The 21,875-nt window shown below is 60.3% G+C and carries 19 protein-coding genes and 1 pseudogene; 17 read left to right on the top strand and 3 right to left on the bottom strand.

From position 1 onward, the window contains the following. The first annotated feature begins 1 nt into the window (after position 1). The 12 genes and pseudogenes from tssF to DJ563_RS04095 all read left to right on the top strand — a co-directional run bounded on the left by tssF (position 2) and on the right by DJ563_RS04095 (position 12,201). A complete protein-coding gene (gene tssF, locus DJ563_RS04150) occupies positions 2-1,768 on the top strand; it encodes a type VI secretion system baseplate subunit TssF (protein WP_274097957.1) in 1,767 nt (588 codons plus the stop codon). Next, on the top strand, positions 1,732-2,748 hold the full coding sequence (gene tssG / locus DJ563_RS04145) for a type VI secretion system baseplate subunit TssG (RefSeq protein WP_274097958.1): 1,017 nt from the start codon (positions 1,732-1,734) through the stop codon (positions 2,746-2,748). The genes tssF and tssG overlap by 37 nt, the downstream gene beginning before the upstream one ends. Continuing rightward, the gene (locus DJ563_RS04140) at positions 2,745-3,302 is read left to right on the top strand and encodes an FHA domain-containing protein (RefSeq protein ID WP_434518873.1); all 558 of its coding nucleotides are present in this window, start codon (positions 2,745-2,747) and stop codon (positions 3,300-3,302) included. The genes tssG and DJ563_RS04140 overlap by 4 nt, the downstream gene beginning before the upstream one ends. Then, positions 3,299-4,093, top strand: a complete 795-nt coding sequence (gene tssJ, locus DJ563_RS04135; RefSeq protein WP_274097960.1) for a type VI secretion system lipoprotein TssJ — start codon at positions 3,299-3,301, stop codon at positions 4,091-4,093. Before DJ563_RS04140 ends, tssJ begins: the two co-directional genes overlap by 4 nt. Positions 4,094-4,139: 46 nt before the next feature. Next, positions 4,140-5,483, top strand: a complete 1,344-nt coding sequence (gene tssK / locus DJ563_RS04130) for a type VI secretion system baseplate subunit TssK (protein ID WP_274097961.1) — start codon at positions 4,140-4,142, stop codon at positions 5,481-5,483. A 173-nt stretch (positions 5,484-5,656) separates the two neighbouring features. Then, positions 5,657-6,373, top strand: a pseudogene (gene icmH, locus DJ563_RS04125) (type IVB secretion system protein IcmH/DotU); the annotation flags it as partial. 133 nt (positions 6,374-6,506) lie between these two features. Continuing rightward, positions 6,507-7,022: an Hcp family type VI secretion system effector gene (locus DJ563_RS04120; protein ID WP_274097962.1), complete on the top strand. Its 516-nt coding sequence runs from the start codon at positions 6,507-6,509 to the stop codon at positions 7,020-7,022. Positions 7,023-7,095: 73 nt separating this feature from the next. Next, a complete protein-coding gene (locus DJ563_RS04115) occupies positions 7,096-9,066 on the top strand; it encodes a type VI secretion system Vgr family protein (RefSeq protein ID WP_434518872.1) in 1,971 nt (656 codons plus the stop codon). Between the two features lie 14 nt (positions 9,067-9,080). Next, on the top strand, positions 9,081-10,436 hold the full coding sequence (locus tag DJ563_RS04110; RefSeq protein WP_434518871.1) for a DUF2169 family type VI secretion system accessory protein: 1,356 nt from the start codon (positions 9,081-9,083) through the stop codon (positions 10,434-10,436). A gap of 1 nt (position 10,437) precedes the next feature. Then, positions 10,438-10,794 (top strand): DUF4150 domain-containing protein, encoded by a 357-nt coding sequence (locus tag DJ563_RS04105; protein ID WP_274100690.1) that lies wholly within the window; start codon positions 10,438-10,440, stop codon positions 10,792-10,794. Positions 10,795-10,798: 4 nt separating this feature from the next. Continuing rightward, on the top strand, positions 10,799-11,917 hold the full coding sequence (locus tag DJ563_RS04100) for a hypothetical protein (RefSeq protein ID WP_434518870.1): 1,119 nt from the start codon (positions 10,799-10,801) through the stop codon (positions 11,915-11,917). Continuing rightward, entirely contained in the window at positions 11,917-12,201 is a 285-nt protein-coding gene (locus tag DJ563_RS04095) for a hypothetical protein (protein ID WP_434518869.1), read from the top strand. The genes DJ563_RS04100 and DJ563_RS04095 overlap by 1 nt, the downstream gene beginning before the upstream one ends. Positions 12,202-12,384: 183 nt before the next feature. On the opposite strand, the gene tnpC is transcribed toward DJ563_RS04095, so the two are convergent. Both tnpC and tnpB read right to left on the bottom strand, forming a co-directional pair. Then, complete coding sequence (gene tnpC, locus DJ563_RS04090) at positions 12,385-13,941, bottom strand: IS66 family transposase (RefSeq protein ID WP_434518868.1); 1,557 nt, start codon at positions 13,939-13,941, stop codon at positions 12,385-12,387. Between the two features lie 18 nt (positions 13,942-13,959). After that, complete coding sequence (gene tnpB / locus DJ563_RS04085) at positions 13,960-14,319, bottom strand: IS66 family insertion sequence element accessory protein TnpB (RefSeq protein ID WP_434518867.1); 360 nt, start codon at positions 14,317-14,319, stop codon at positions 13,960-13,962. A gap of 456 nt (positions 14,320-14,775) precedes the next feature. On the opposite strand from tnpB, the gene DJ563_RS04080 reads away from it, so the two are divergent. Together DJ563_RS04080 and DJ563_RS04075 are read left to right on the top strand one after the other, a co-directional pair. Further along, entirely contained in the window at positions 14,776-16,155 is a 1,380-nt protein-coding gene (locus DJ563_RS04080) for an MFS transporter (RefSeq protein ID WP_274100611.1), read from the top strand. Positions 16,156-16,167: 12 nt separating this feature from the next. Then, complete coding sequence (locus tag DJ563_RS04075; protein WP_033698785.1) at positions 16,168-16,518, top strand: cupin domain-containing protein; 351 nt, start codon at positions 16,168-16,170, stop codon at positions 16,516-16,518. Positions 16,519-16,624: 106 nt separating this feature from the next. Here the strand turns inward: DJ563_RS04075 and DJ563_RS04070 are convergent, their stop codons facing one another. Then, positions 16,625-17,686: a GlxA family transcriptional regulator gene (locus DJ563_RS04070; RefSeq protein WP_434518866.1), complete on the bottom strand. Its 1,062-nt coding sequence runs from the start codon at positions 17,684-17,686 to the stop codon at positions 16,625-16,627. 286 nt (positions 17,687-17,972) lie between these two features. On the opposite strand from DJ563_RS04070, the gene DJ563_RS04065 reads away from it, so the two are divergent. The 3 genes from DJ563_RS04065 to DJ563_RS04055 are packed head-to-tail and all read left to right on the top strand — an operon-like array spanning position 17,973 to position 21,791. Continuing rightward, a complete protein-coding gene (locus DJ563_RS04065; protein WP_186661248.1) occupies positions 17,973-19,364 on the top strand; it encodes an NAD(P)/FAD-dependent oxidoreductase in 1,392 nt (463 codons plus the stop codon). 10 nt (positions 19,365-19,374) lie between these two features. Next, complete coding sequence (locus DJ563_RS04060) at positions 19,375-20,343, top strand: NAD(P)-dependent oxidoreductase (RefSeq protein ID WP_434518865.1); 969 nt, start codon at positions 19,375-19,377, stop codon at positions 20,341-20,343. Then, on the top strand, positions 20,340-21,791 hold the full coding sequence (locus tag DJ563_RS04055; protein WP_434518864.1) for an aldehyde dehydrogenase family protein: 1,452 nt from the start codon (positions 20,340-20,342) through the stop codon (positions 21,789-21,791). The genes DJ563_RS04060 and DJ563_RS04055 overlap by 4 nt, the downstream gene beginning before the upstream one ends. Positions 21,792-21,875: the final 84 nt, after the last annotated feature.

Here is a 21,875-nt window from a genome sequence, read left to right as displayed (position 1 = left end):
CATGTCACTCAAGGATCGATTCAGCGAAGAGTTGCGTTACCTGCATGAATTGGGGAACGACTTCGCGCAGGACAACCCACAGCTTGCCCGGCTGCTCGGCAAGGGTGGCAGCGACCCGGATGTCGAACGCCTGATGGAAGCCTTTGCGTTCCTCACGGCCAAGCTGCGGCTCAAGCTGGAAGACGATCTGCCGGAGCTGACGCACCCGATGCTGCAGCTACTCTGGCCCAATTACCTGCGGCCTCTGCCAAGCGCCACGATCATTCAGTTTACGCCGCGCAAGCAGTCCCTCAGCCAGTCGCATCGTATCCCACGGGGTTCACGGCTCTTTTCCAAACCCGTGGACGGAGTGCCCTGCGAGTTTCGCACCTGCACGGCGGTGGACATCCATCCATTCGAGATCGACGCGGTGGGTGCAACCCAGACACTGGACAGTTCGGTGGTTCGGCTCGACTTGCGAACCTTGGTCGAGCGCCCATTGAACACCCTGGACTGCGCGAGCCTTGAGTTTCATCTGAGCGGTGATATCCAGACTGCCCGCACGCTGTACCTGTGGATCGCTCAATACCTCAAGCATGTAGCAGTGACAGTCAATGGCGAGGTCCGCCGGCTGCCGGCCGACAGCATCGTCTTCCCCGGCTTCAATCCAGACGAAGCGCTGCTGCCTTACCCACAGAACGTCTTCGACGGCTACCGGATTCTGCAGGAGTACTTCATATTTCCCGAGCGTTTCCACTTCTTCAACGTAACCGGGCTGGAGAAGGTCTGGCCCGACCAGGCGACTCAGCAGGTCGTCCTCGAATTTCACTTCACCCGCCAGTTACCTGATTCACTGCGTGTCGGCAGCACCGACTTCAGCCTGTTCTGCACCCCTGCGGTAAACCTGTTCAGCCACAGCGCAGAGCCTATCGACCTGTCCAGCCGGCACGCCCAGGTCGAGCTTATACCCCGAGGCGAGCAGCCGCACGCCTATGAAATCTTCAGTGTCGATCAGGTCATCAGCACCCGCTCCACGACCGACGGCAGCACCGGCCAGCACCTGCGAACCTTCCGCCCGTTCGAGTCGTTCGCCCATGAAATCGAGCATGTGCAAGGTCGCACCGCGCTGTACTACCGCTACAGCATCGAAGACTCATTGCGGGGCGATAGCGTCACGCACCGCATCGCATTTGTACGTGCCGACGCCAATGCCTACATCGGCGAGCTGGAAACTGCGTCCATCGACCTGACCTGTACTAACCGCGACCTGCCGCTGGCGTTAACCGTCGACGACATCAATGTGACTTCCGAGGTCACGCCGCCCTTGGCCACCTACACCAACCTCTGTCCTCCCACCCGCCCCTACCGGCCGGTACTGGACGGCCAGTTGCAGTGGGCCCTGATTTCCAACATGTCGCTCAACTACCTGTCGCTGCTCTCGGCCGAGCCGCTGAAAGCGGTCATCAACGCCTATGACTTCGCTGCCCTGCATGACATTCAGCAAACCCGCACCACCCGCAAACGCCTCGATGGCATCCGCGATGTTCAAACAGAACCCCTGGATTGGCTGATCAAGGGCCAGCCCATTCGCGGCTTGCGCACACGGCTGAAGCTGGATCAAAGCGCATTCCTCTGCGAAGGCGACCTGTACCTGTTCGGTTGCGTGCTCGCACACTTTTTTGCCCTGTACGCCAGCATCAACTCCTTCCACCAACTGGAAGTGATCAACACCACCAATAACGAGCACTACACATGGCCCATCCAGACCGGCAAACAACCGCTGATCTAGCCGACAAGCTGCTCGCCGAGGCGCACCAGTACAACTTCTTCCAGTTGCTGGAACGCCTGCACGGCTTGCACGGGGATGACCTGGAACCGCGTTGGCCAGCCCCCACCGTACGCCGGCGCGTGCGGCTTGCCAGCGACCCGCGGCTGACCTTTCCCGTGTCCGACGTGTACAAGGCCGAACGCATGCCTGGAGCAGAAGACCGCTACCGCGTGTGCACCACGTTCATGGGGCTGCACGGCACAGACTCGCCCTTGCCAACCTATTACCTGGAAGAAGTGTCGTACGAGCATGCCCACGGCATCGGTGTGCGGCCAGCCTTCTTCGACTTCTTCAACCACTACCTGCTGAGCCTGTTGCACCGCATCTGGCGCAAGTACCGCTATTACATCCGCTTCCAGCCGGGCGCGACCGATGGCTTCTCGCAGTACATCTTTGCCCTGCTCGGCTTGAACGACAAACAGCTGCGCGGCGACACCCCGCTGCCCTGGAGCCGGTTGCTCAGTTTCGCTGGGGTCATCGCCAGCCGCAGCCGTGCACCGGGCACGGTCGCCGGCATCATTGCCCACTGTTTCGACTTGAAGCAGGTGCACATCCGCGAGTTCGAAACACGCTCCGTCCCTACCATGGTCACGCAACGGGTGAGCCTTGGCCGCAGCAACGGCGAACTGGGCAGCTCGTTCATGGTCGGCAGCCGCACGCGAACCCGCAGCAGCAAGTTCACCATCGTGATCAGCGAGCTTGATCAGGAACAGTTGCGTGACCTGTTGCCCAGCGGCATCAACTTCAATCGCTTGCGTGCTCTGATCGACTTCCTACTGCGTGATGGTCTGGCCTACGACCTGGAACTGCGCCTGAAGCAGAACGCATTGTCGCCCTTCTGCCTGCACCCTACCAAAGGCGCCTACTTGGGCTGGACCAGCTTTGTCGATGATCGCCACGGCCAGATCAGCCCTGTCGTGCGATTCCGGGGGCGCTCATGAGCACATTGACCTTGAGCATCACCAACCTTGATCAGTTGCAACACAACGTCACTGGCCGACACCAGTTCGATTGCACAGGCGGCACCATCGGCAGCGCCAGCGCCACTTGGCGGATCAACGATCGGGAGCAGACCGTTGCACCGATTCACTGCGAGATTCGCTGGATCGAGGGCAGCTTCTGCGTCATTGACCGCTGTCAGCGGACCTACCTGAACGACAGCCACGACAGCTTGGGAGCGCTCGCCCCCAGGCGACTGCTGGAGGGTGACCAACTGCGCGTTGGCGCCTATCGACTACAGGTTCAACTTGCGCAGGCCGATGCACGCTCTCTGGAGGACCTGTTCAGTCCTGAACAGCGAACCCTTGATCACTGGCTAGTAGAGGTTCCAGCCAACGCCCGGCAACCGACTTCAGGCGCCACGCAGGTTGTCGCAGACATCTGCTCGGCCTTCGCGCCAGGTATCGGCAACGATCCCTTGGCGGCACTGAACACAGTGACAGGACCTGCCCAGGAAGACCCGCTGGAACAGCTGATTGCAGGAGAACGCCCATGATGCGTCATTCATTCGTGGTCGTTCTACTGACGGCACTGATCGGACTCTCGGGCTGCACTGCTCTGAGCAAAATCGGCCAAGTGATCAAGGATCCCTCGGTGCCCGTCGGGGCGATCAAAGAGCATCCCACCCAAGTCGCGTTCAGCATCAACGCCAGCCCGACGCTCAACGGCAACCCTCACAGCGTCGAAGTGCCAGTTGAGCAGCCTGGCGTTCTGGAACCCAGTCCCTACGCCGTCAGCTTAAGCGCTGGCGACCCTTACGCTTTGACCGAGAAAGTCGGGACGCTGCTCGAATACCTCCAGGAACAGTTCCCGGCAATGTCGCCCGTCGCAATGCCAGTGGACGAGGACACTGAGCTGGCGCGTTCGCCCATGGAGGAAAGTACGCCCGGCCGCTACGAAGACCCGACCGTGGTGTTGACCCTACCCCATACCACCACTGTAGCCAGCGAGCCTGTCGCTACGCCCATGGCCATCAAGATCCTGCAGCTGCGCGACGACTCCCTGCTGCGCAACAGCGTCTACGCACTGCTGGACAAGGACCCGGCGAAGGCGCTGCGCAGCACCTACATCCGCGATGACGACTACCTGCTGCGACCTGGCCAGTTCAAGTTCATCCCCTTTGCGCCCCTCGAGCCCGAAACGCGCTTCGTTGCGGTGATCGCCGACTACCGCACCCAGGAAAACGCCACCTGGAGCCAGGTGCTGCGCATACCACCTCGCGGCCACCAGATCATCCTGTCGGTGTTGCTCAACGACACGCAGGTCCTGCTCAAGGAAGAAGACTGATGGCAACCCAGTCCTTCTCACTTACTCACGCTGACACGGAGCGCTCATGAGTTCACGTAATCCCGTTTTGTGGCCTGAAGGCCTGTTCGTCAAACCGCAGCATTTCCAACAAGCAGCCAGAGCCAGCGAAGCGGCCCTGCACCAACGCCTCGGTAGCCTGAATGCCGCCTTTTACGGTTTCAGCGAACTGCAGTTGAATGACGAGTACCTGAGCCTGGGCAAGATCGCCATCACCCGTGCGCGGGGCATCATGCCGGACGGCACGGTGTTTGATATTCCTGCTGACCTGCCGCCCCCTCCACCGCTGGAAATCGAGGACGACGGCGCCAAAGACAGCGAGATTTTCCTGTGCCTGCCGCTGCGTACCGAAGGTGGCCGCGAGGTGAGCTGGCCCGACAATGCCGCCAACTTCCGTTACCGCGCACACGCAGAGGAAATCAAGGACACTCACAGCGCCGACGGCGACCTGGTGCAGGTTGACTTGGCAGTGCCAAACCTGCAGCTCAAACGCAAGGCTGACGATAGCAGCGCTTACACACGGCTGGCCATGGCACGCATATTGGAGCGCCGCCCCGATGGCAGCTTGCAGCTGGATGAAGGGTTTTATCCCACCAGTGTTTCAGTGCGTGCCGTGCCGGCGCTGCAACGCTTTCTGGAGGAGATCACCAACTCCCTGCGCGAGCGGGCGCGCAACCTCGCCGCCCGGATTGGCGCCTCAGGACAATCCGGCATCGCCGACATCCGCGACTTCAACCTGCTGCAGGCCATGAACCGCTGGTGGCCGTGCTTCCAGCACCTGGCCAGGCAGGGGCAAACGCACCCCGAGCAGCTTTATCTGTGCATGAGTCAAGCCTGTGGCGAGTTCGTGACGTTTACCGACGAAAGCCGGCTGGCGCAGGAATACCCTGCCTATCACCACACGGCGTTGCGCACGTCGTTCAAGCCGTTGGAAGACACCCTGCGCCGGGCACTGAGCACGGTCCTGCAACCCCGCGCCGTTTCGCTGCCACTGGAGACGCTGGAGTACGGGGTGATGACGACCACACTGGAAGACCGTCGCCTGATCGACCAAGCCGATTTCATCCTGGCCGTGCGCGCCAATCTGCCACCGCAAACGTTGCGCCAGATGTTCGTGCAGAAGGGCAAGATCGTTGCGCTGGAATCGTTGAACGAGGCCGTGCCGCTGCAACTGCCAGGTATTCCGCTGGTGCCGCTGCCTGTGGCGCCGCGGGACCTGCCTTTCCATGCAGGCTTCATCTACTTCGAGCTGGACCGTCGTGACCCGACCTGGGCAGGCATGAAGACCTCCAATGGCTTCGGTATCCATGTTGCGGGTGAGTTCCCTGGGCTTGAGCTGCAGTTCTGGGCAATTAGAGGGGAACAAAAATGATAGAGGGCCACGCCAATGAGGACGATATCAGTCAAAACATCGTGGCGTCGATTCGACGAGCCAAGAGCAAGGCTCAGGAAGCGCAAGCACGCACTCATTCTGAGTCAGAAGAAAGTGGGAGGAGAAACGAGGAAGCCAATGAGAATGCCAGCAATGGAAAGAACGAATTTCTAGGGTATGCGGCCGACCCAGACTTCCAGCTGCGAGGCGGCTTTGCAAACCTGATGCTGGATGCTGCAGCCCCTTTGTTCGGCCTGGTGATGCGCCTACGTACCCTGGACGCGTTGCCCAACATCAAGGACGTGCACCAACAGGTACGCAACCAGATCGACATCATTCGCGAGGAGATACGCCAGCACGGTTACGAACCCACTCAGTTGCTGGCCTATTCCTACGGCCTGTGTCTGTTCATCGATGAAGCAGTCATGGACAGGCCCTGGGGCAAGGCCAGCTGCTGGAGCCAGGTACCGCTGCTCAGCATCTTCCACGACGAAACCTGGGGTGGGGAGAAGATCTTCACGGTGCTCTCGCGCCTGATGCAGGAGCCCAAGCGTTACCAGGACGTGCTGGAGTTCATGTACTTCGCGTTATGCCTGGGCCTGAAGGGCAAGTACGCCATCGCGCCGAAAGGCGAAGAGTCACTGAATGGGCTTATTCACCAACTTCACGGGATCATCCGCGAACTGCGCGGCCCAGTGCCGGAATCGGTCGGCGATCCCTACACCAACGTCGCCCCACGCAATTTCCGCATGAACCGGCAATGGCCGTGGTGGAGCCCGCTGGTGATTTCCGCCATTGCCCTGGCGGTGGCCTACGGCATCTACAGCTACCGCCTGCACCTGATTACCACCGAAGTGCTGGAGTCGCTCAACGGCATTTTGCAGCAGTAAACAGCCGGCAACCGATGCAATTGAATTCAACGAATTGACGAGGCATTTGCTTCGTTGACAAGCCCATCGTTCCCGATGGCCACGCCACCCCGAGTGCGCGTGATTTATCCACATGGACGCAGGAGAGACTGCCATGCCAACACCCGCTTACATCAAGATCATTGGCCAAACTCAAGGCAACATTACCGCTGGCGCATTCACCGCCGACTCCGTTGGTAATGTTTACCAACAAGGCCATGAGGATGAAATCCTCGTGCAGGAAATCAATCATGAGGTCACTACGCCCACGGATCCACAAAGCGGCCAACCCAGCGGTCAGCGCGTACACAAGCCGTTCAAGTTCACCAGTTCGCTCAACAAAGCCACGCCGCTGATGTATCAAGCGCTGGCCACCGGCGAAATGCTGCCGACCGTCGAAGTCAATTGGTACCGCACCTCGACGGAAGGCAAACAAGAGCACTTTTTCACGACAAAGCTTGAGGATGCAACCATCGTTAGCATCAATACCGTCCTGCCCCACGCTCAAGACAAGGAGAACGAAAACTATACGCAGCTGATCGAGGTGGCACTGGCCTACAGGAAGATCATGTGGGAACACGGTGTAGCCGGTACCGCTGGCTCGGATGACTGGCGCGCACCAGCCGCCTGACAGTTGCGAATGCTCCGGGCGGGGTTACCTGCCCGGACTTTGTGTCACCTCAGACGGCGGACAAGGACTTCTCATGCCTAGCCAATCTGACTTGCGTTACAGCTTCCAACCCCTGGTTGGCCAAGCTGAATTCGAAGTGGTGTCGTTCGAACTCCGTGAGGGGATCAGCATGCCCTTCGAATTGGAGCTGACACTGATCAGCTTCGAAAATGATATCGACTTCGGTCATCTGCTCGACAAGCCCGTGCTGTTCACCATCTGGGATGGCGAACGCCCAGTGCGCTACGTGCACGGTCTGGTCAGTCGTTTCAGCCAGGCGGAAAGTGGCTTCTACCGCACCTACTACCACGCGCTGGTCGAGCCACAGCTGGCCCGTGCCGGCCTGCGCTCGAACTGGCGCATCTTCCAGCAGAAGACCGTGCCGCAGATTCTTGAGCTGATGCTCAAGCGACAAGACATCGACCAGTACGAACTGCGCGCCAGCATGGACCATCAGGTCCGCGAGTTCTGCGTACAGGCCGGCGAGACGGACCTGGCGTTCATCGCGCGCCTGGCTGCTGAAGAAGGTTTCGTCTACCGCTTTGCATATAGTAAAAAGCTGCACAAGCTGATCATCACCGATCGGCTGCAATCATTCGGGCTGATCAGCCATGGGGCCATCAAGGCCGAGGATGAGGACGAGGGTTTCTACGATGATGATCAGCCGGTAGATCCCAACACCGTCCTGTACCAGTCAAACAGTGGCGGCGACCAGCCAAAGCCTTGTTTGCGCCGCTTGAACTACAGCGAGCAGGTGCGCACTGCACGCCAGGTGCAACGCGACTACACCTTCACCAACCCAGCCTATCGCCAAGAGCACAGAGCCGCCGGGCCTTTCTTGGAACATCAGTCCAAAGAATACGAATATTTCGATTACCCCGGCCGCTATAAACGCGATGCCGTGGGCAAGCCGTTCACTGAAAACCGCATCACCGCGCTGCGCCACGATGTGCGAGTCGCCGAAGTTGAGGGTGACGATGTTCGCCTACAACCAGGGCTGAGCTTCACGCTGACCGGACACCCCCGAGACGACCTCAATGCGCATTGGCGGGTGAACACCGTTACCCATAAAGGGAGCCAGTTCACCAGCCTGCAGGAAGAAGCTACCGGCTCCGATGTAAGCACGCGCTACGAACAGACCGCAGTGCTGATCCCCGGTCGCACTGAATGGCGCCCTACCCCACTGCCAAAACCACGCGTTGACGGCCCACACATGGCTACCGTGGTCGGCCCGAAGGGAGAAGAGATCTATTGCGATGAGTGGGGCCGGGTGAAAGTCAGCTTTCCCTGGGACCGCGAAAGCCTGAACAATGAGTTCAGTTCCTGCTGGGTACGCGTGTCGCAAGGCTGGGCCGGCGGCAGTTGGGGCGCGATGGCCATCCCGCGCATCGGCCAGGACGTGATCATCCAGTACGTCAACGGCGACCCCGACCAACCGATGATCACCGGGCGAACCTACTGCGGCAACCAGCTGCCGCCCTACGACCTGCCCGACCACAAGACCCGCATGACCATCAAAAGCCAGACCCACAAGGGGGATGGGTTCAACGAGCTGCGGTTTGAGGATGAGCTGGGGCGGCAAGAGGTGTTCATCCACGCCGAGAAAGACCAGAACAACGTCGTCAAGCATAACGAGACCACCTTCGTCGGCAATGACCGCAGCGAACGGGTCGACCACAACGAGTCCATCAGTATCGGCGCCAACAAGACGGAAACCATCACGCTGGCCAAGGCCCTGACCATTGGGGCCGGGTACCAGACCAGCGTCGGCGCGGCAATGAATACCACCGTCGGGCTCAGCCAAAGCGAGCAGGTGGGCATTCACAAGTCGGTGATAGTCGGCAACCGGTTCAGCATCACGGCCGGCGATGAACTGAGCATCACGGTGGGCAAATCCACGCTGGTGATGAAGGCCGACGGCACCGTGCTGATCAACGGCAGCAACTTTGACTTCAGTGCCACAGGGCCTGTGCAAATCAGCGGCAAGGATGTCGATCTCAACTGAAGGGGTAACCCAAGATGGAATTTCGCAACCTGACGCCATTTGACGTCATGTGCTTCAGTGCTGTCGCGCCCGACGGCCAGGAACATCCTGTCATCGCCATGAAGGTTGGCTACCGGCTCGAACCGATCCGGGACCGTCCCGGCCAGTGTCGAGCCGTCGTCATCGATAAAGACCCACTGCCGCTGTGTATGGCCGATACCTACTTTGGTGAGCCCGGTAACGGCTCCCTACTCGAAGAAAGCGACCTCGCTCCATTCAAGCCACGCTGCGATGTCATTGTTGTCGGCCATGCCCATGCACCTGCCGGGCAACCCGCACGCTCCTGGGAAGCCGGCCTGCGGATCACCTCCACCCGTCCAAGGCTGGAGATTGTTGATCCGCCGCCGCCCAAGCGAGCACCCGGTGTTTGCCTGACCGCCGATGAACTGTACGCGCACCAGGCCCAGGTGCAGGAAGCCCGGCGCCGCGCCCGTGAACAGCGCACGCCGCTACTGCTGCTGGACAAGGCCCTTCGCTTCACCGGCCCACGAGCGTTTCATCGCAACTTCTTCGGCTGGTATCTCACCGACCCTGAGCCGGCCACACGTGCTCCTCTGCGCTGGGAACATGCTTTCGGAGGCGCCAGCCAGTTCGCCAATCCCGAATATGGGCATCACCCTGACGCTCCCGAGTTCCTCCTCAACGAAGTCTGCTTCAGTAATCCACTGGGCTGTGGCTGGTTGGAGCACCGCCATGAAAAACTGCACTACCAGCAGAGCGGCGAAAAGCTCGCTTGCCTGCCTGCGCCTCAGATCGAGCATCTGCACGAGCCCATCGAGCGCTTGCTGCGCTCGCGACATCCAGATGGCCCACTCAATGCCCCTGCTATGGCGGAGGTGGCGGCCTCCTATGGCTGCAGACCGGCCGGCTTCAGCATCGTTGGCCGAGCTTGGGCACCGCGCCTGGCGCTGGCGGGCACTTATGACGAAAGCTGGGAGGACAACCAGTGGCCAGGTCTGCCGCAGGACTTTGATTTTGGTTATTGGAATGGAGCCCCGGTTGACCAGCAGACTGCTTTTCCTACACCAGATGCACACATTGCGCTGTTCAACCTGACTGATCCATCCCTGAGCCAAGATGGGCAATGTGAAGTCCAGCTTCCAGGCCACCGGCCGTTCGTGCTCATGCGCATGGCCAACGGCGTGATGCTGCCGCTGCCGATGCTCACCGATACATTGCGCATCGACACCGATGCCATGACCCTGTCGATGACGCACCGCATCAGCCTGCCCAATTCGCTTGATATTCGCGTGCTCGAAGCGCGTTTCGAAACCAATCCCGACGCTCCCATCATTCGTCGCGCCCCGCTCCGCAGCAGGGAGCACGCTTGATATGGCCGATAACGTAATGGCTCGGCAACAGACGAAATGGACGGTCATCAGCATCGCGCCCGATGTTTGCAAAACGCCGATGGGCAGCAGCATGCCACCCGTGCCCTATCCGGTCACGGCAGAGCTGGATACCAGCACCGGTGTGGCGAAAAGCGTGCGCGCTAATGGCCATCCGGTAGTCGTCTACAAGCGCAGCTTCACACCCAAGACCGTCGGTGACGCCGCCGGCCAAGCCAAAGGCGTCAAGAGCGGTACCGTCGAGGGCAAATGCCACCCGTTGGAGCACAGCAGTTCTGTGCGTGCGGAAGGCCGTCACCTGGTTCGCCATGGGGACCTGTTCTGGATGAATGGAAGTTGATGCCATGAGCGAGCAGCCCGTTCAACTGGACACGCTTGTGGTGCAGGTTCATGAAGTGCCGTTACGCAAGGTGCCTGGCGGCCCGGACAGGATATTCGTGCAGACCGATGGCACCGGCAACGTGCTTGTCGACTTTGCCGATGGCCTGGACGAATGGGGCAAGCCCCTTGAGTTGAATGAAGCCGAGTACGAGGGGTTGCGCCAGGAAGCGTTCCGCAGGGAACTGGCTGACTTGGAGGACATACCGTCCTACACTCAACTCTATCCATCATCGAAGAACAGCGGCGCGATCACCACGCCGAATGGCAACACTTTGGGACGCGTCAACGGTGAAACGCCGGCGACCGGTGATGCTGCGGATTACTCCAACCCGGAGGTAGAAAGCGAAACACCGGCAGAAGGTATTACAGGCGATGAAATACTGGATGGCCTTCAGCTAGGATTGGACGTTGTGGGTCTGATCCCGGTGTTTGGCGAGTTCGCCGACGTAGCCAACGCCGGCATCAGCCTTGCACGTGGAGACTATGCTGGAGCGGCCTTATCGTTGCTTTCGGCGATCCCTTTCGTGGGCTATCTCGGCACAGCAGGCAAAGTCGGTCGGTATAGCGCTAAGGCAGCCGCGGAAGCTTCGACCAAGGCTGCCAAGCAGATGGCAGATCGAGCCGCTAAGGAAGCCGCTGAAAAGACAGCCAAGGAAGGCTCCAAACATGCTATAAAACGCGCAGATGATGTGGCATCCAAAAGCAAGGATGGAGCAAAAGTAACTGGTGGAACAGGTCTTGGTGGTTTCAAGGTCGGCTTAAGTGCAGACGATATCACTGCTATAAATTCAAAGTTTGGCGGTTCGGCTTCATTCAGAGAAGTAGATACGGCTATTGCAAATGCCGCTAATTATGATGGTTTTTATAATAAGGCTGGCTCATTGATCAGGGATATTGCAGGCGGGCATCTGTTTGATAATGGGAACAAGCGGACTGCTGTTGAGGTGGTTGAGCAGTTGATTATAAAAAACGGCGTGGATGGTCCGCCAAAACAAATTATCTGGAATATTGTGGATAAGGTTGCGACGGGAAAGCTAACTAATGTCCAAGACATTTCAAAAGCATTAAGAGGACTGGATTAATGTCTTTCAATGAGCTTTCTGAAAAGTATGCGGCTCGTTTCGGTTCGCCAAGCATGAATAGCGTCGGGCTAGAGGAGTTTATTCAAATACTAGAGTTGGTGGCGATGAAAAGTAAGGGTTTTTTCATCTTTAAGGTGGATGGTGAAAGAGAGCGTAATATTTATACTTTTATTTTAAATATGTCGACAAGTAACGATGTTGTAATAAGAAAAGATACAGATAGCATACGGAAAGGCATGGAATATTTTTTCTCTGAGCTTGAGCGGCTCGGCATATATCCATAACTTGGTATTCAGATATTTTGCTTGGCCCCGATAGCAGAACTCGCACTGGCATTTTCTGTAAAAGTGATTGGAATTGCACCGGCCTCGCGCCGGTGTTGTTTTATCTGCTTACCTACGATGATGATCAGCCGGTAGATCGAGTGCGATCCATGACCCCCACCTACCGCCAGATGGAGCTTCGATTTACCGTTGCATTTCCGGTGAGCAGTTCCACGGCAGCAGCGCTTCGTAGTCCTCTACCGACGAGGCATGCGTCAACCGCTCCAGTACGTGGCGCAGCCACGTATAGGGCTCTTGGCCGTTGGCCTTCGCGGTCTCGACCAGGCTGTAGATCTGTGCACTGGCCGTAGCACCCTTGGGCGTGTCGCTGAACAACCAGGCCTTGCGCCCGATGACAAACGGCTTTATCGCACGCTCTGCCAGGTTATTGTCGATCGGCAAATGGCCGGCCTCGACATAGCGTTCCAGCCGGTTCCAGTTGCTCGCCAGGTAATGCACCGCCTTACCCAGCACGCTTTGCGGTGTGACTTGGGACTGCGTCTTGTCCAGCCAGCTTTTCAACTGGCCGAGGATCGGCAGGCTTCTTTCCTGGCGACCGATGAACCGCTGGTCATCGCTGACATCCTTGAGTTCACGCTCGATGCCATACAGCTTGTTGATCATCGCCAGCGCCACATCGGCACGTCCCGTCTTGCCTTTGGGCTGCACCTGCTGCGCCTCGACAAACTTGCGGCGTGCATGAACCATGCACGCCAACCGTTCGACACCGGGCTGTAATGCCAACGCGTTGTAACCGGCGTAATCATCGGTCATGACATAACCGCGATAGCCCTCCAGCAGGCGCAACGGTACCTCCTGCGCACGGCTGGTGGTGTAGTCGAACAACACGACTTGTCGATCAGGTGGGCCGCTGGCCTGCACCCACATCCAGGACTGGCTGGTCGGGTCGCGATCCGGTTCCTTGAGCACCTGCACCCGCGTTTCATCGCAGTGAATCACTGGGTTTTCCAACAACCGCTCACGCATCAGGTTCAGCAGCGGCTGGAAGTGTTCGCTGCACTGGATTACCCAGCGGGCCAAGGTTTTCCGGGGGATTTCGATGCCATGCCGGGACAGTACGCTTTCAAAACGGTGTAGCAGCAGACCATCGACATACTTGGTGGTCAGCAGCATGGCCAGTACGCTGGGGCTGGCCATGCTCTTTTCGATCAACTGGGCTGGCTTGTCGGCTGTGAATGGCGCGCTTTCACACCCACGGCAGCCGTAGACCTTGCGCACATGTTTGAGCACACGGATCTGCATCGGCACGATATCGAGCTGCTCGCTGGTTTCCTCGCCAACCACATGCTTGCGGCAACCGCAGGCACAGGTCAGCTCGTGCTCGGGCAAGTCGTGGATGACTTCGACACGTGGCAGTTCAGCCGACAACGGTGTGCGCTTGCCACGACGTTTGACTGGGGCAACGACTTCTTCGTCCGCATCCTCAACCACGGCCAGCAACGGCTCGCTTTCCGGCTCGTTGAACATTGCCAGTTGCGGTGTATTGGGATCGACCGTCTGCTCGGATTTGCGGTTGAACAGGCGATCACGCAGCAGCTTGATCTGTTCTTTCAGGTCGACGATGTGGGTGGCATAGGCTTCGTTGACTTCCTGCTCGCGCAAGCGTGCTTCGTAGGCCTCAAGCAGCATCTGCTTGAGTAGTACGGGATCGTCTGGAAGGTTGGCGGGCAAGGAAATCATGCCCCGGATTATACCGGGTCAGGCAACGAAACGGGGTGTCAGAACCTGATGTGGAGGGTTGCGCCAGAGGTCGAAGCCGTCGAGTAACCAGTTAAGTTCCTGGACGGTCAGGACGATGGCTTCGTCGGTGGCGTCGGGGGAAGTTTTGAAACGTTCGGCTTCGAGGCGCTTGAGCCAAAGGCAGAAGCCGTTGCGCTCCCAGTACAACACCTTGATGCGGTTACGGGCTTTATTGAGGAAGACGAAAAGTACGGGGTCGAACACGGCGACTTTGATGTCCAGCTCGACTAGGGCGGTGAGGCCGTCGATGGATTTTCGAAAATCCACAGGCTTGGGGTAGAGGTAAACCTTTTCGACTTTGCTGTCGGGACGCATCATGGCGGACCGGCTTCAGAAAGAAATCGGGAGCGCAGCATCGGGTTTCAGGTAGTCGCTTGGAATGTGGGCTTCATGGAGCGGATACGTTACAAAGATCTCAGCCATCTTAGCAATTCGCAGCTTAGGAAAATAGAATATCTTAATGGATCAGGCTCAAGAAAATTCGGACTAAGCAAACACCAAGTGGATGCCCTGTTGTTCCTAACAGAAAAAACAGGCGCGCGGGGTCAATGGGTCGCGGTAGGAATAGCGCTCCATCCACTGAACTGGACACCCGCACAGGCGTGGCCGCCGTCCTGCGCGCCAACGAAATTCAAGAAGTGCCGTAGCGGCAGGTGCCAAGCCACCCGGCAAGGGCATGCCATGACCCGTCCCAACCGTTATATGGAACCTCTACGGCCCGGTGCGATAGTGCGGCGGCGCTACTGCGTCGAATAACAACAAGAGGTAAGTCCAATGTCCGTATCGAAACGCTCCGTCGAAGATGCGCCACTCAATGCGTTCCACCGCAAGCTGACGGTCTATTCCGCTGGCGGGCCGTTCCTCGACGGCTATGTGCTGAGCATCATCGGCGTGGCCATGCTGCAGATCACCAATGCCCTGCAACTGTCCGCCTTCTGGGAGGGGCTGATTGCTGCCTCGGCGCTGATCGGGGTGTTCCTTGGGGGGTTTCTGGGGGGGTGGTTCACCGACAAGTACGGGCGCAAGGTGCTGTACCTGGTCGACCTGATCGCCATTGTCGGGTTTTCGGTGGCGCAGTTCTGGGTGGAGTCGGCCTGGGCGTTGTTTGCCTGGCGGCTGTTGATCGGTATCGCGGTGGGCGCCGACTACCCCATCGCCACCTCGCTGCTGGCCGAGTTCCTGCCACGCAAGCAACGCGGGCCGCTGCTGGCCGCGATGGTGCTGATGTGGTTCGCCGGGGCCGCCGCTGCCTACATGGTCGGTGAGCTGTTGCTGCGTGTCGGCGGCGACGACGGCTGGCGCTGGGTACTGGCCAGTGCGTTGGTGCCGGGTGCCTTGTTCCTGATTGCCCGTAGCGGCACGCCGGAATCACCACGCTGGCTGCTGAGCAAAGGCCGCACTGCCGAGGCGGATGCAGTGATCAAGCGGGTTTATGGCCCGGACTACTCCATTGCCGACCTGCCGGAGCAAGTCAGCGACAAACCCGTATCGGTGTGGTCGCTGTTCCACTCCGGCTACGGCAAGCGCATGGCCTTCGTCACGCTGTTCTGGACGTGCGCCATCGTGCCGCTGTTCGCCATCTACGCGTTCGCCCCGAAAGTGCTGCAGGCGCTGAAACTCACCGGTGACTGGGCGGCCTATGGCTCGATCGCCATCACCTTGCTGTTCACCCTGGGCTGCCTGGTGGCCACCAAGCTGATCAACCGCCTGGGGCGGCGCAAGATGCTGATCCACAGCTTCCTCTGGTCGGGCATGTCGCTGTTGCTGCTGGGCCTGTTCCCCGATGCATCACCCACCACCGTGCTGGTGCTGTTTGGTGCCTACGCGGTGCTGATTGGCGGTGCTCAGGTGCTGGAATACGTCTACCCCAACGAACTGTTCCCCACCGAAATCCGCGCCTCCGCCGTGGGCCTGGCCACTTCGCTGTCGCGTGTTGGCGCGGCCGTGGGTACCTACCTGGTGCCGATCTCGCTGGTGTCCTACGGCATTGCCAACACCATGTTCGCCGCCGCCTTGATCTCGCTGTTCGGTGCACTGATCTCGTGGTGGCTGGCACCAGAGACCAGCAAGCTCGACCTGCAACAGGCCGCCGCGCTGGGCAGCACCCGTACTGCACCGTCTCCGTCTCACAAAACTGTCGCTCGTAAAGCCTGAAGGAGCCCTTCCATGACTCAAGTACTTACCGTTGTACGCAATGCCGCTGCTTCGCCCTTGGGCGCACCCGCCCCTGCCCGCCTGCCGATCGGCGAACCGATTGCCCAGGCCGCCACGGCGCAGGAGCAGACCGATGAAGCGGTCGGCGCCAGCATCGGCGTCTGGGAAAGCAGCCCGGGGGTGTTCCGCCGCTACCTGAAAAACCGTGAGTTCAGCCACATCGTCAGCGGCAGCTGCACCTTCACCCCGGACGGCGGCGAGCCGGTCGAGCTGCGGGCGGGCGACGCGGTATTGTTCCCGGAGAACTGCGAAGGCGTGTGGGACATCCACGAGACCCTGCGCAAGACTTACGTGTTGTTCTAGGCGTAAGACAGTTGGGATCGAGACTCAGGCGTTTGGCTGGTTTTGACAGTGCATCTGACTGAGATTTTGGGGCCGTTTGCGGCCCCAAAAAAGCTTGAGCAACACCCTACAACTCCGGGTCCAGCCCTACCTTGTCCCCATGCCAATCGAACCGCTCCACCTCGTGGCGCCGCTTGCGGAAGCTGTACGGCGTCTCGCCATACTGCTTGCGGAACCACAAGATGAAGTGCGACGCATCGGAAAACCCGCACGCCAGGGCAATGGTGGTGATGTTCTGGCTGGTATTCACCAGCAACCGCCGCGCATGGTCCAGGCGCAGCTTGCGCCAATAGTTGGCCGGTGGTTCCTGGGTGTTGGCGACGAACTCGCGGTGCAACTGGCGAGGGTGGGTGCCCACCGCCTCGGCCACGGCCTTGAGCGTCATCGATGCATCCAGGTTGGCGCGCATGAAGGCAATGGCGCGCTGCACGCGGTCGTTCTGATACACCGAATCACTGGCGGCCTGGCCTTCCTGCTGGTCGGCGCGCTCGTCCACCAGCAGGTACTCCAGCCCTTTCTGTGCCCGCACCGCACCGCAATGCCTGCGGATCAGGTTGGCCGCCAGGTCGATCGCCGTGCCGCCCGGGCAGGTGATGATGCCACGGTCATCCACATAGCTCTTGTCGATCACTGCGGTGGACAGCGGGAAGCGCTCCTTGAACTCGTCGCGCAAGGTGAAATGCAACGCGCAACGCCGGCCGTCGAGCAGGCCTGCCTTGCCCAGCACGAACGCCGCCGAACACAGGGCAATGATCGGGATGTTCGCGGCATGCACCTCACGCAGCGCATCGAGCAGCCAGCCTGGCGGGTTGCGCGTTTCGCTCAACAGCCCGCCCGCCAGCACGATGTAGTCGTACTGGGCAAACAGGTTCAGCGGCTTGGTTGGCGAAATGGGCATGCCACAGCTGGCGGTGATCGGCTGGTCGTCGAGGGTCATCCAGTCCCATTGGCAGTACACCTGCTGGCTGCGGAACGACTTGTCGGCGGCGAAACGCAGCGAGTCGACCAGCCCGGCGACGGGCACCAAGGTGAACTGATTGAGAAGGAGGAAACCGACCCGCAGTTCAGGCTTGATCTGCGAGACGGTTTCGGCGGCCTGCGGTTGTTGTAGGTATTGTTCGGCGACCATGGACGCTGCTCTCATCACATCCGAAGTGAATGCCATTCTAAGCGTACACCGGCGTCCGCCCTATCATATTCAGCACTATAAATAGAAGATCTCAGACAAGGCAGGACGCTACGGTTGTCTGCCGAGATACCCCGCCAAGGCCTCGCTCTTCCTTACTCTGACAAGGGTGCCAGTCCCTCGCTGAGCGAACGCCTACTTCCTATCAATTGTCATGACTGTAATATCGCCCCCTGGCCGCGCTGAGCATCATGTATGCACAAGACAAACATGCTCAGAGGCACCCCTCATGTACCGTGGATTCTGGTATGCCCAGGCGCTTGACCTGGACAACGACCTCGCCCCTGCCCTGCAGGACTCGATTCAAGCCGACGTGTGTATCGTCGGCGGCGGCTTCCTTGGCTTGTGGTCGGCTATCCGCCTGAAGCAGGCCCACCCGGAACAAACCATCGTCATCGTCGAGCGTGACCGCTGTGGCTCGGGTGCCAGCGGACGCAACGGCGGCGTTGCCACCAACTGGTGGGGCAAGTACCTGTCGGTGCGCACCATCTGCGGCGACGCCGAAGCCAGGCGCATCTGCGAGGCCGCCGAGTCGGCCATCGACGAAATCGGCAGCTTCTGCCAGGAACACGGCATCGATGCCCAGTACCGCAAGGACGGCTGGCTGTGGACTGCCACCAACCCGCGCCAGATGAATTCGTGGCGAGTGCTGACCGACGGCCTGCAGAAGCTCGACGTCAACCCCTTCCAGGAACTGGACCGCCAGACCATTCGCGGGCGGGTCGGCTCGCCGCTGGTGCTGGGCGGCATCTACGACCCCAACGCCGCCACCGTGCAGCCCGCCATGCTCGCCCGTGGCCTGCGCCGGGTGGCGCTGAAGCTGGGCGTGCAGATATTCGAGAAGTCACCGTTCACCCACCTGCAGCGCGGCGCCAACCCCGTGGTGCACACCGCCAAGGGCCAGGTAAAAGCCAAACAGGTGGTACTGGCACTCAACGCCTGGGGCGCGCAGTTCCCGGAGCTGCGCCGGATGATCGCGATCATGTCCAGCGACATGGTGGCGACGGCACCGGTCAAGGCCAAGCTCGATGCCATCGGCTTCAGTGGCGGCGAATGCATGACCGACTCGCGCACCGTACTCAACTACTGGCGCAACACCCCCGACGGGCGCGTGGTGTTCGGCAAGCCACTGGGCCAGTTCGCCTACGCCGGGCGCATCGGCAACCTGTATGAAAAGCCCTCGCCGGCGGCCGACAAGGTCGCAGCCGAACTGCGCCGCCTGTACCCGCAACTGCAAGACGTGCCGGTGGTCAGCAGCTGGACCGGCCCCATCGACCGGGCCATGAAGGGTTTGCCGAACTTCGGCTACCTCGACCACCACCAGAACATCAGCTACGGCATTGGTTTTTCCGGCAACGGCGTGGCGACCACCGTGTTTGCCAGCCGCATCATCAAGTCGCTGGTCGAGCACGCCAATGACGAATGGGCCAACTGTGGCTTGGTCAACCAGAAGATGAAAATGCTGCCGCCAGAGCCGTTGCGTTTCTTTGGCGCGCACTTGGTGCGTGACGCCCTGGTTCGCAAGGAAACCCTCGAAGACCATGATCAGGATGCCGGTTTCGTCACCCGCCGCCTGGTGGCCATGGCCCCCGCCGGCTACGTGCCAGCCCAGAAAAAATAAGGAACGGACCGTGAGCGAACATATCGTACTGCTCGACGACGAGGGCCTGGCGCCCTCCACCCGCCTCAAGCGCCCCGACTGCGCGCACACCTGGCAGCAGTTTGCCTACACCGGCCCCGAGCAGATGCTCGACCACCTGCAGGACGCGACCATCGCGTTCACCTGCAGCGTGCCGCTGCGTGAGGAACACCTGCGCCAGTTGCCGAAGCTGAAGATGATCTCGCTGGCCCTCACTGGCCGCGATATCGTCGACGTCGATTACTGCGACGCCCATGGCATCGAGGTCGCCAGCGTGCCGGGCTATGCCGCCAACACCGTGGCCGAGCACAGCCTGGCGATGATCCTCGAACTGTTCCGCCGCCCGGCCGCGTTCACCCGGCTGATGCGTCAGGTGCATGCCGGCGAAAAACCGTACCAGAACATCTACTTCAACCACCGCATTCGCGATGTGCGCGACAAGCAGCTGGCGATCATCGGCAGCGGCCCGATCGCCCTGCGCCTGGCGCACCTGGCGCGAGCCTTCGGCATGCAGGTGCTGTTCGAAGACCGCGGCGGCATGCGTCAGGGCCCGGACTGCCGGCCGCTGGCCGAATTGCTGCGCAGCTGCGACGTGCTGTCGATCAACTGCCCACTGACGCCGGCCACCTACAACCTGATCGATGCGGCGCAGTTGGCGCTGATGAAGCCCGATGCCGTGGTGGTCAACACCGGCCGTGGCGGCGTGGTCAACGAGGCTGCGCTGATTCAGGCGCTGCAGGCAGGCCGCCTGGGCGGCGTGGCACTGGACGTGGTCGAGCAGGAGCCGCTGCACCCAAGCAACCCACTGTTCCAGTTGATCGACCGCGACGACTTTTTGCTCAACCCGCACATCGCCTGGAGCAGTGAAGATGCCATGCAGCAGTTGATGGACAGCGCCGTGGACAACATCAGCGATTTTGTCGCACGCCAAGCCAACGCAAAAAGGATCCGAAGCGCATGACCCTGGTCACCAAGAGCAACTATGTCGATGGCGCCTTCGTCGCGCTGGACAGCAGCAATGATGTGCTGGAAAACCGCAACCCGTCCAACCCCAGCGAGGTGGTCGAGCGTTTCGTGCGTGCCGACCAGGCGCTGACCGAGCGGGCCCTGCTGGCTGCCCGCCGCGCCGCGCCCGTCTGGGCCCGCAGCAACCCGCAGCAACGCGCCGACGCGCTGGACTTCATCGGCACAGAAATACTTGCCCGCCGCGAAGAACTGGCCATGCTGCTGTCGCGCGAGGAAGGCAAGGTCTTGCGTGAGGCAGTGGGCGAGGTCGACCGGGCCGGCCGTTCGTTCAAGTTCTACGCCCAGGAAGCCCTGCGTGCCGAAGGCGAAAAGTACCCATCGGTGCGCCAGGACGTGGGCATCGATGTGTTCACCCAGCCACTGGGCGTGGTCGGCATCATCGCCCCGTGGAACTTTCCGATCGCCATCCCCGCGTGGAAGATCGCCCCGGCGCTGTGTTTCGGTAACTGCGTGGTGTTCAAGCCGGCCGAACGGGTGCCCTCCTCGGCCTGGGCGCTGGCCGAGATCATCTCGCGGGCCGGCTTGCCCGCCGGGGTGTTCAACCTGCTGATCGGTCCAGGGCGCAGCGTGGGCGACACTTTGATCCGCTCGCCGCTGGTCGATGGCATCAGCTTCACAGGCTCCGAGCACACCGGCCGGCAGATCGCCAGGCTGGCCGCCGAAGGTATGAAGAAAGTGCAACTGGAGATGGGGGGCAAAAACCCGTTGATCGTGCTGGACGATGCGGACCTTGAACAGGCAGTGGAGGTGGCACTGAACGGCTCGTTCTACAGCACCGGCCAACGCTGCACGGCAAGTTCTCGGGTGATCGTCACCAAAGGTATTCATGACGCCTTCGTGGCGCGCCTGGCGGAGCGCACCCGCGCGCTTAAGGTGGGCGATGCGTTGCAAGCGGCTACCGACATCGGCCCCGTGATCGACAGCCGGCAGCTGGAGCAGAACCTGTCATACGTGGCCTCTGGCCTTGAACAAGGCGCGAAGCTGGTGTGTGGCGGGGAGCGTATCGACAACCAGGCAGGTGCCTACCTGTTCACCCCTGCCCTGTTCACCGAGGTAACGCCGCAGATGCGCATCTACCGCGAGGAGATCTTCGGGCCGGTGCTGAGTGTGCTCAAGGTGAGTGATTACGACGCGGCGTTTGCGGCTGCCGAGGACACTGCATTTGGCCTTTCGGCCGGGATCGTGACCACTTCGCTGCGCCATGCCGAGCATTTCAAACGGCACAGTTCAGCGGGGATGGTGATGGTCAACCTGCCCACGGCGGGGGTGGATTATCACGTGCCGTTTGGCGGCAACGGCGCTTCGAGCCTGGGCTCGCGGGAGCAAGGGACCCATGCGCGGCAGTTCTTTACCCGGGTGAAGACCACTTACCAATTGGCGTAAACGGCGCTGGAGGCGCCATGCGGCGGCAACCCAGGAATTGAACTACTCGCACGTTGGGGTGCTCTTAAACACTGAGTGGTTTAT

It is taken from the genome of Pseudomonas sp. NFX1, assembly GCF_051123555.1.
Lineage (GTDB): Bacteria > Pseudomonadota > Gammaproteobacteria > Pseudomonadales > Pseudomonadaceae > Aquipseudomonas > Aquipseudomonas capeferrum.
The sequence above is the reverse complement of the archived record's forward strand: the minus strand, read 5'-3'. Positions and strand labels throughout refer to the sequence as shown.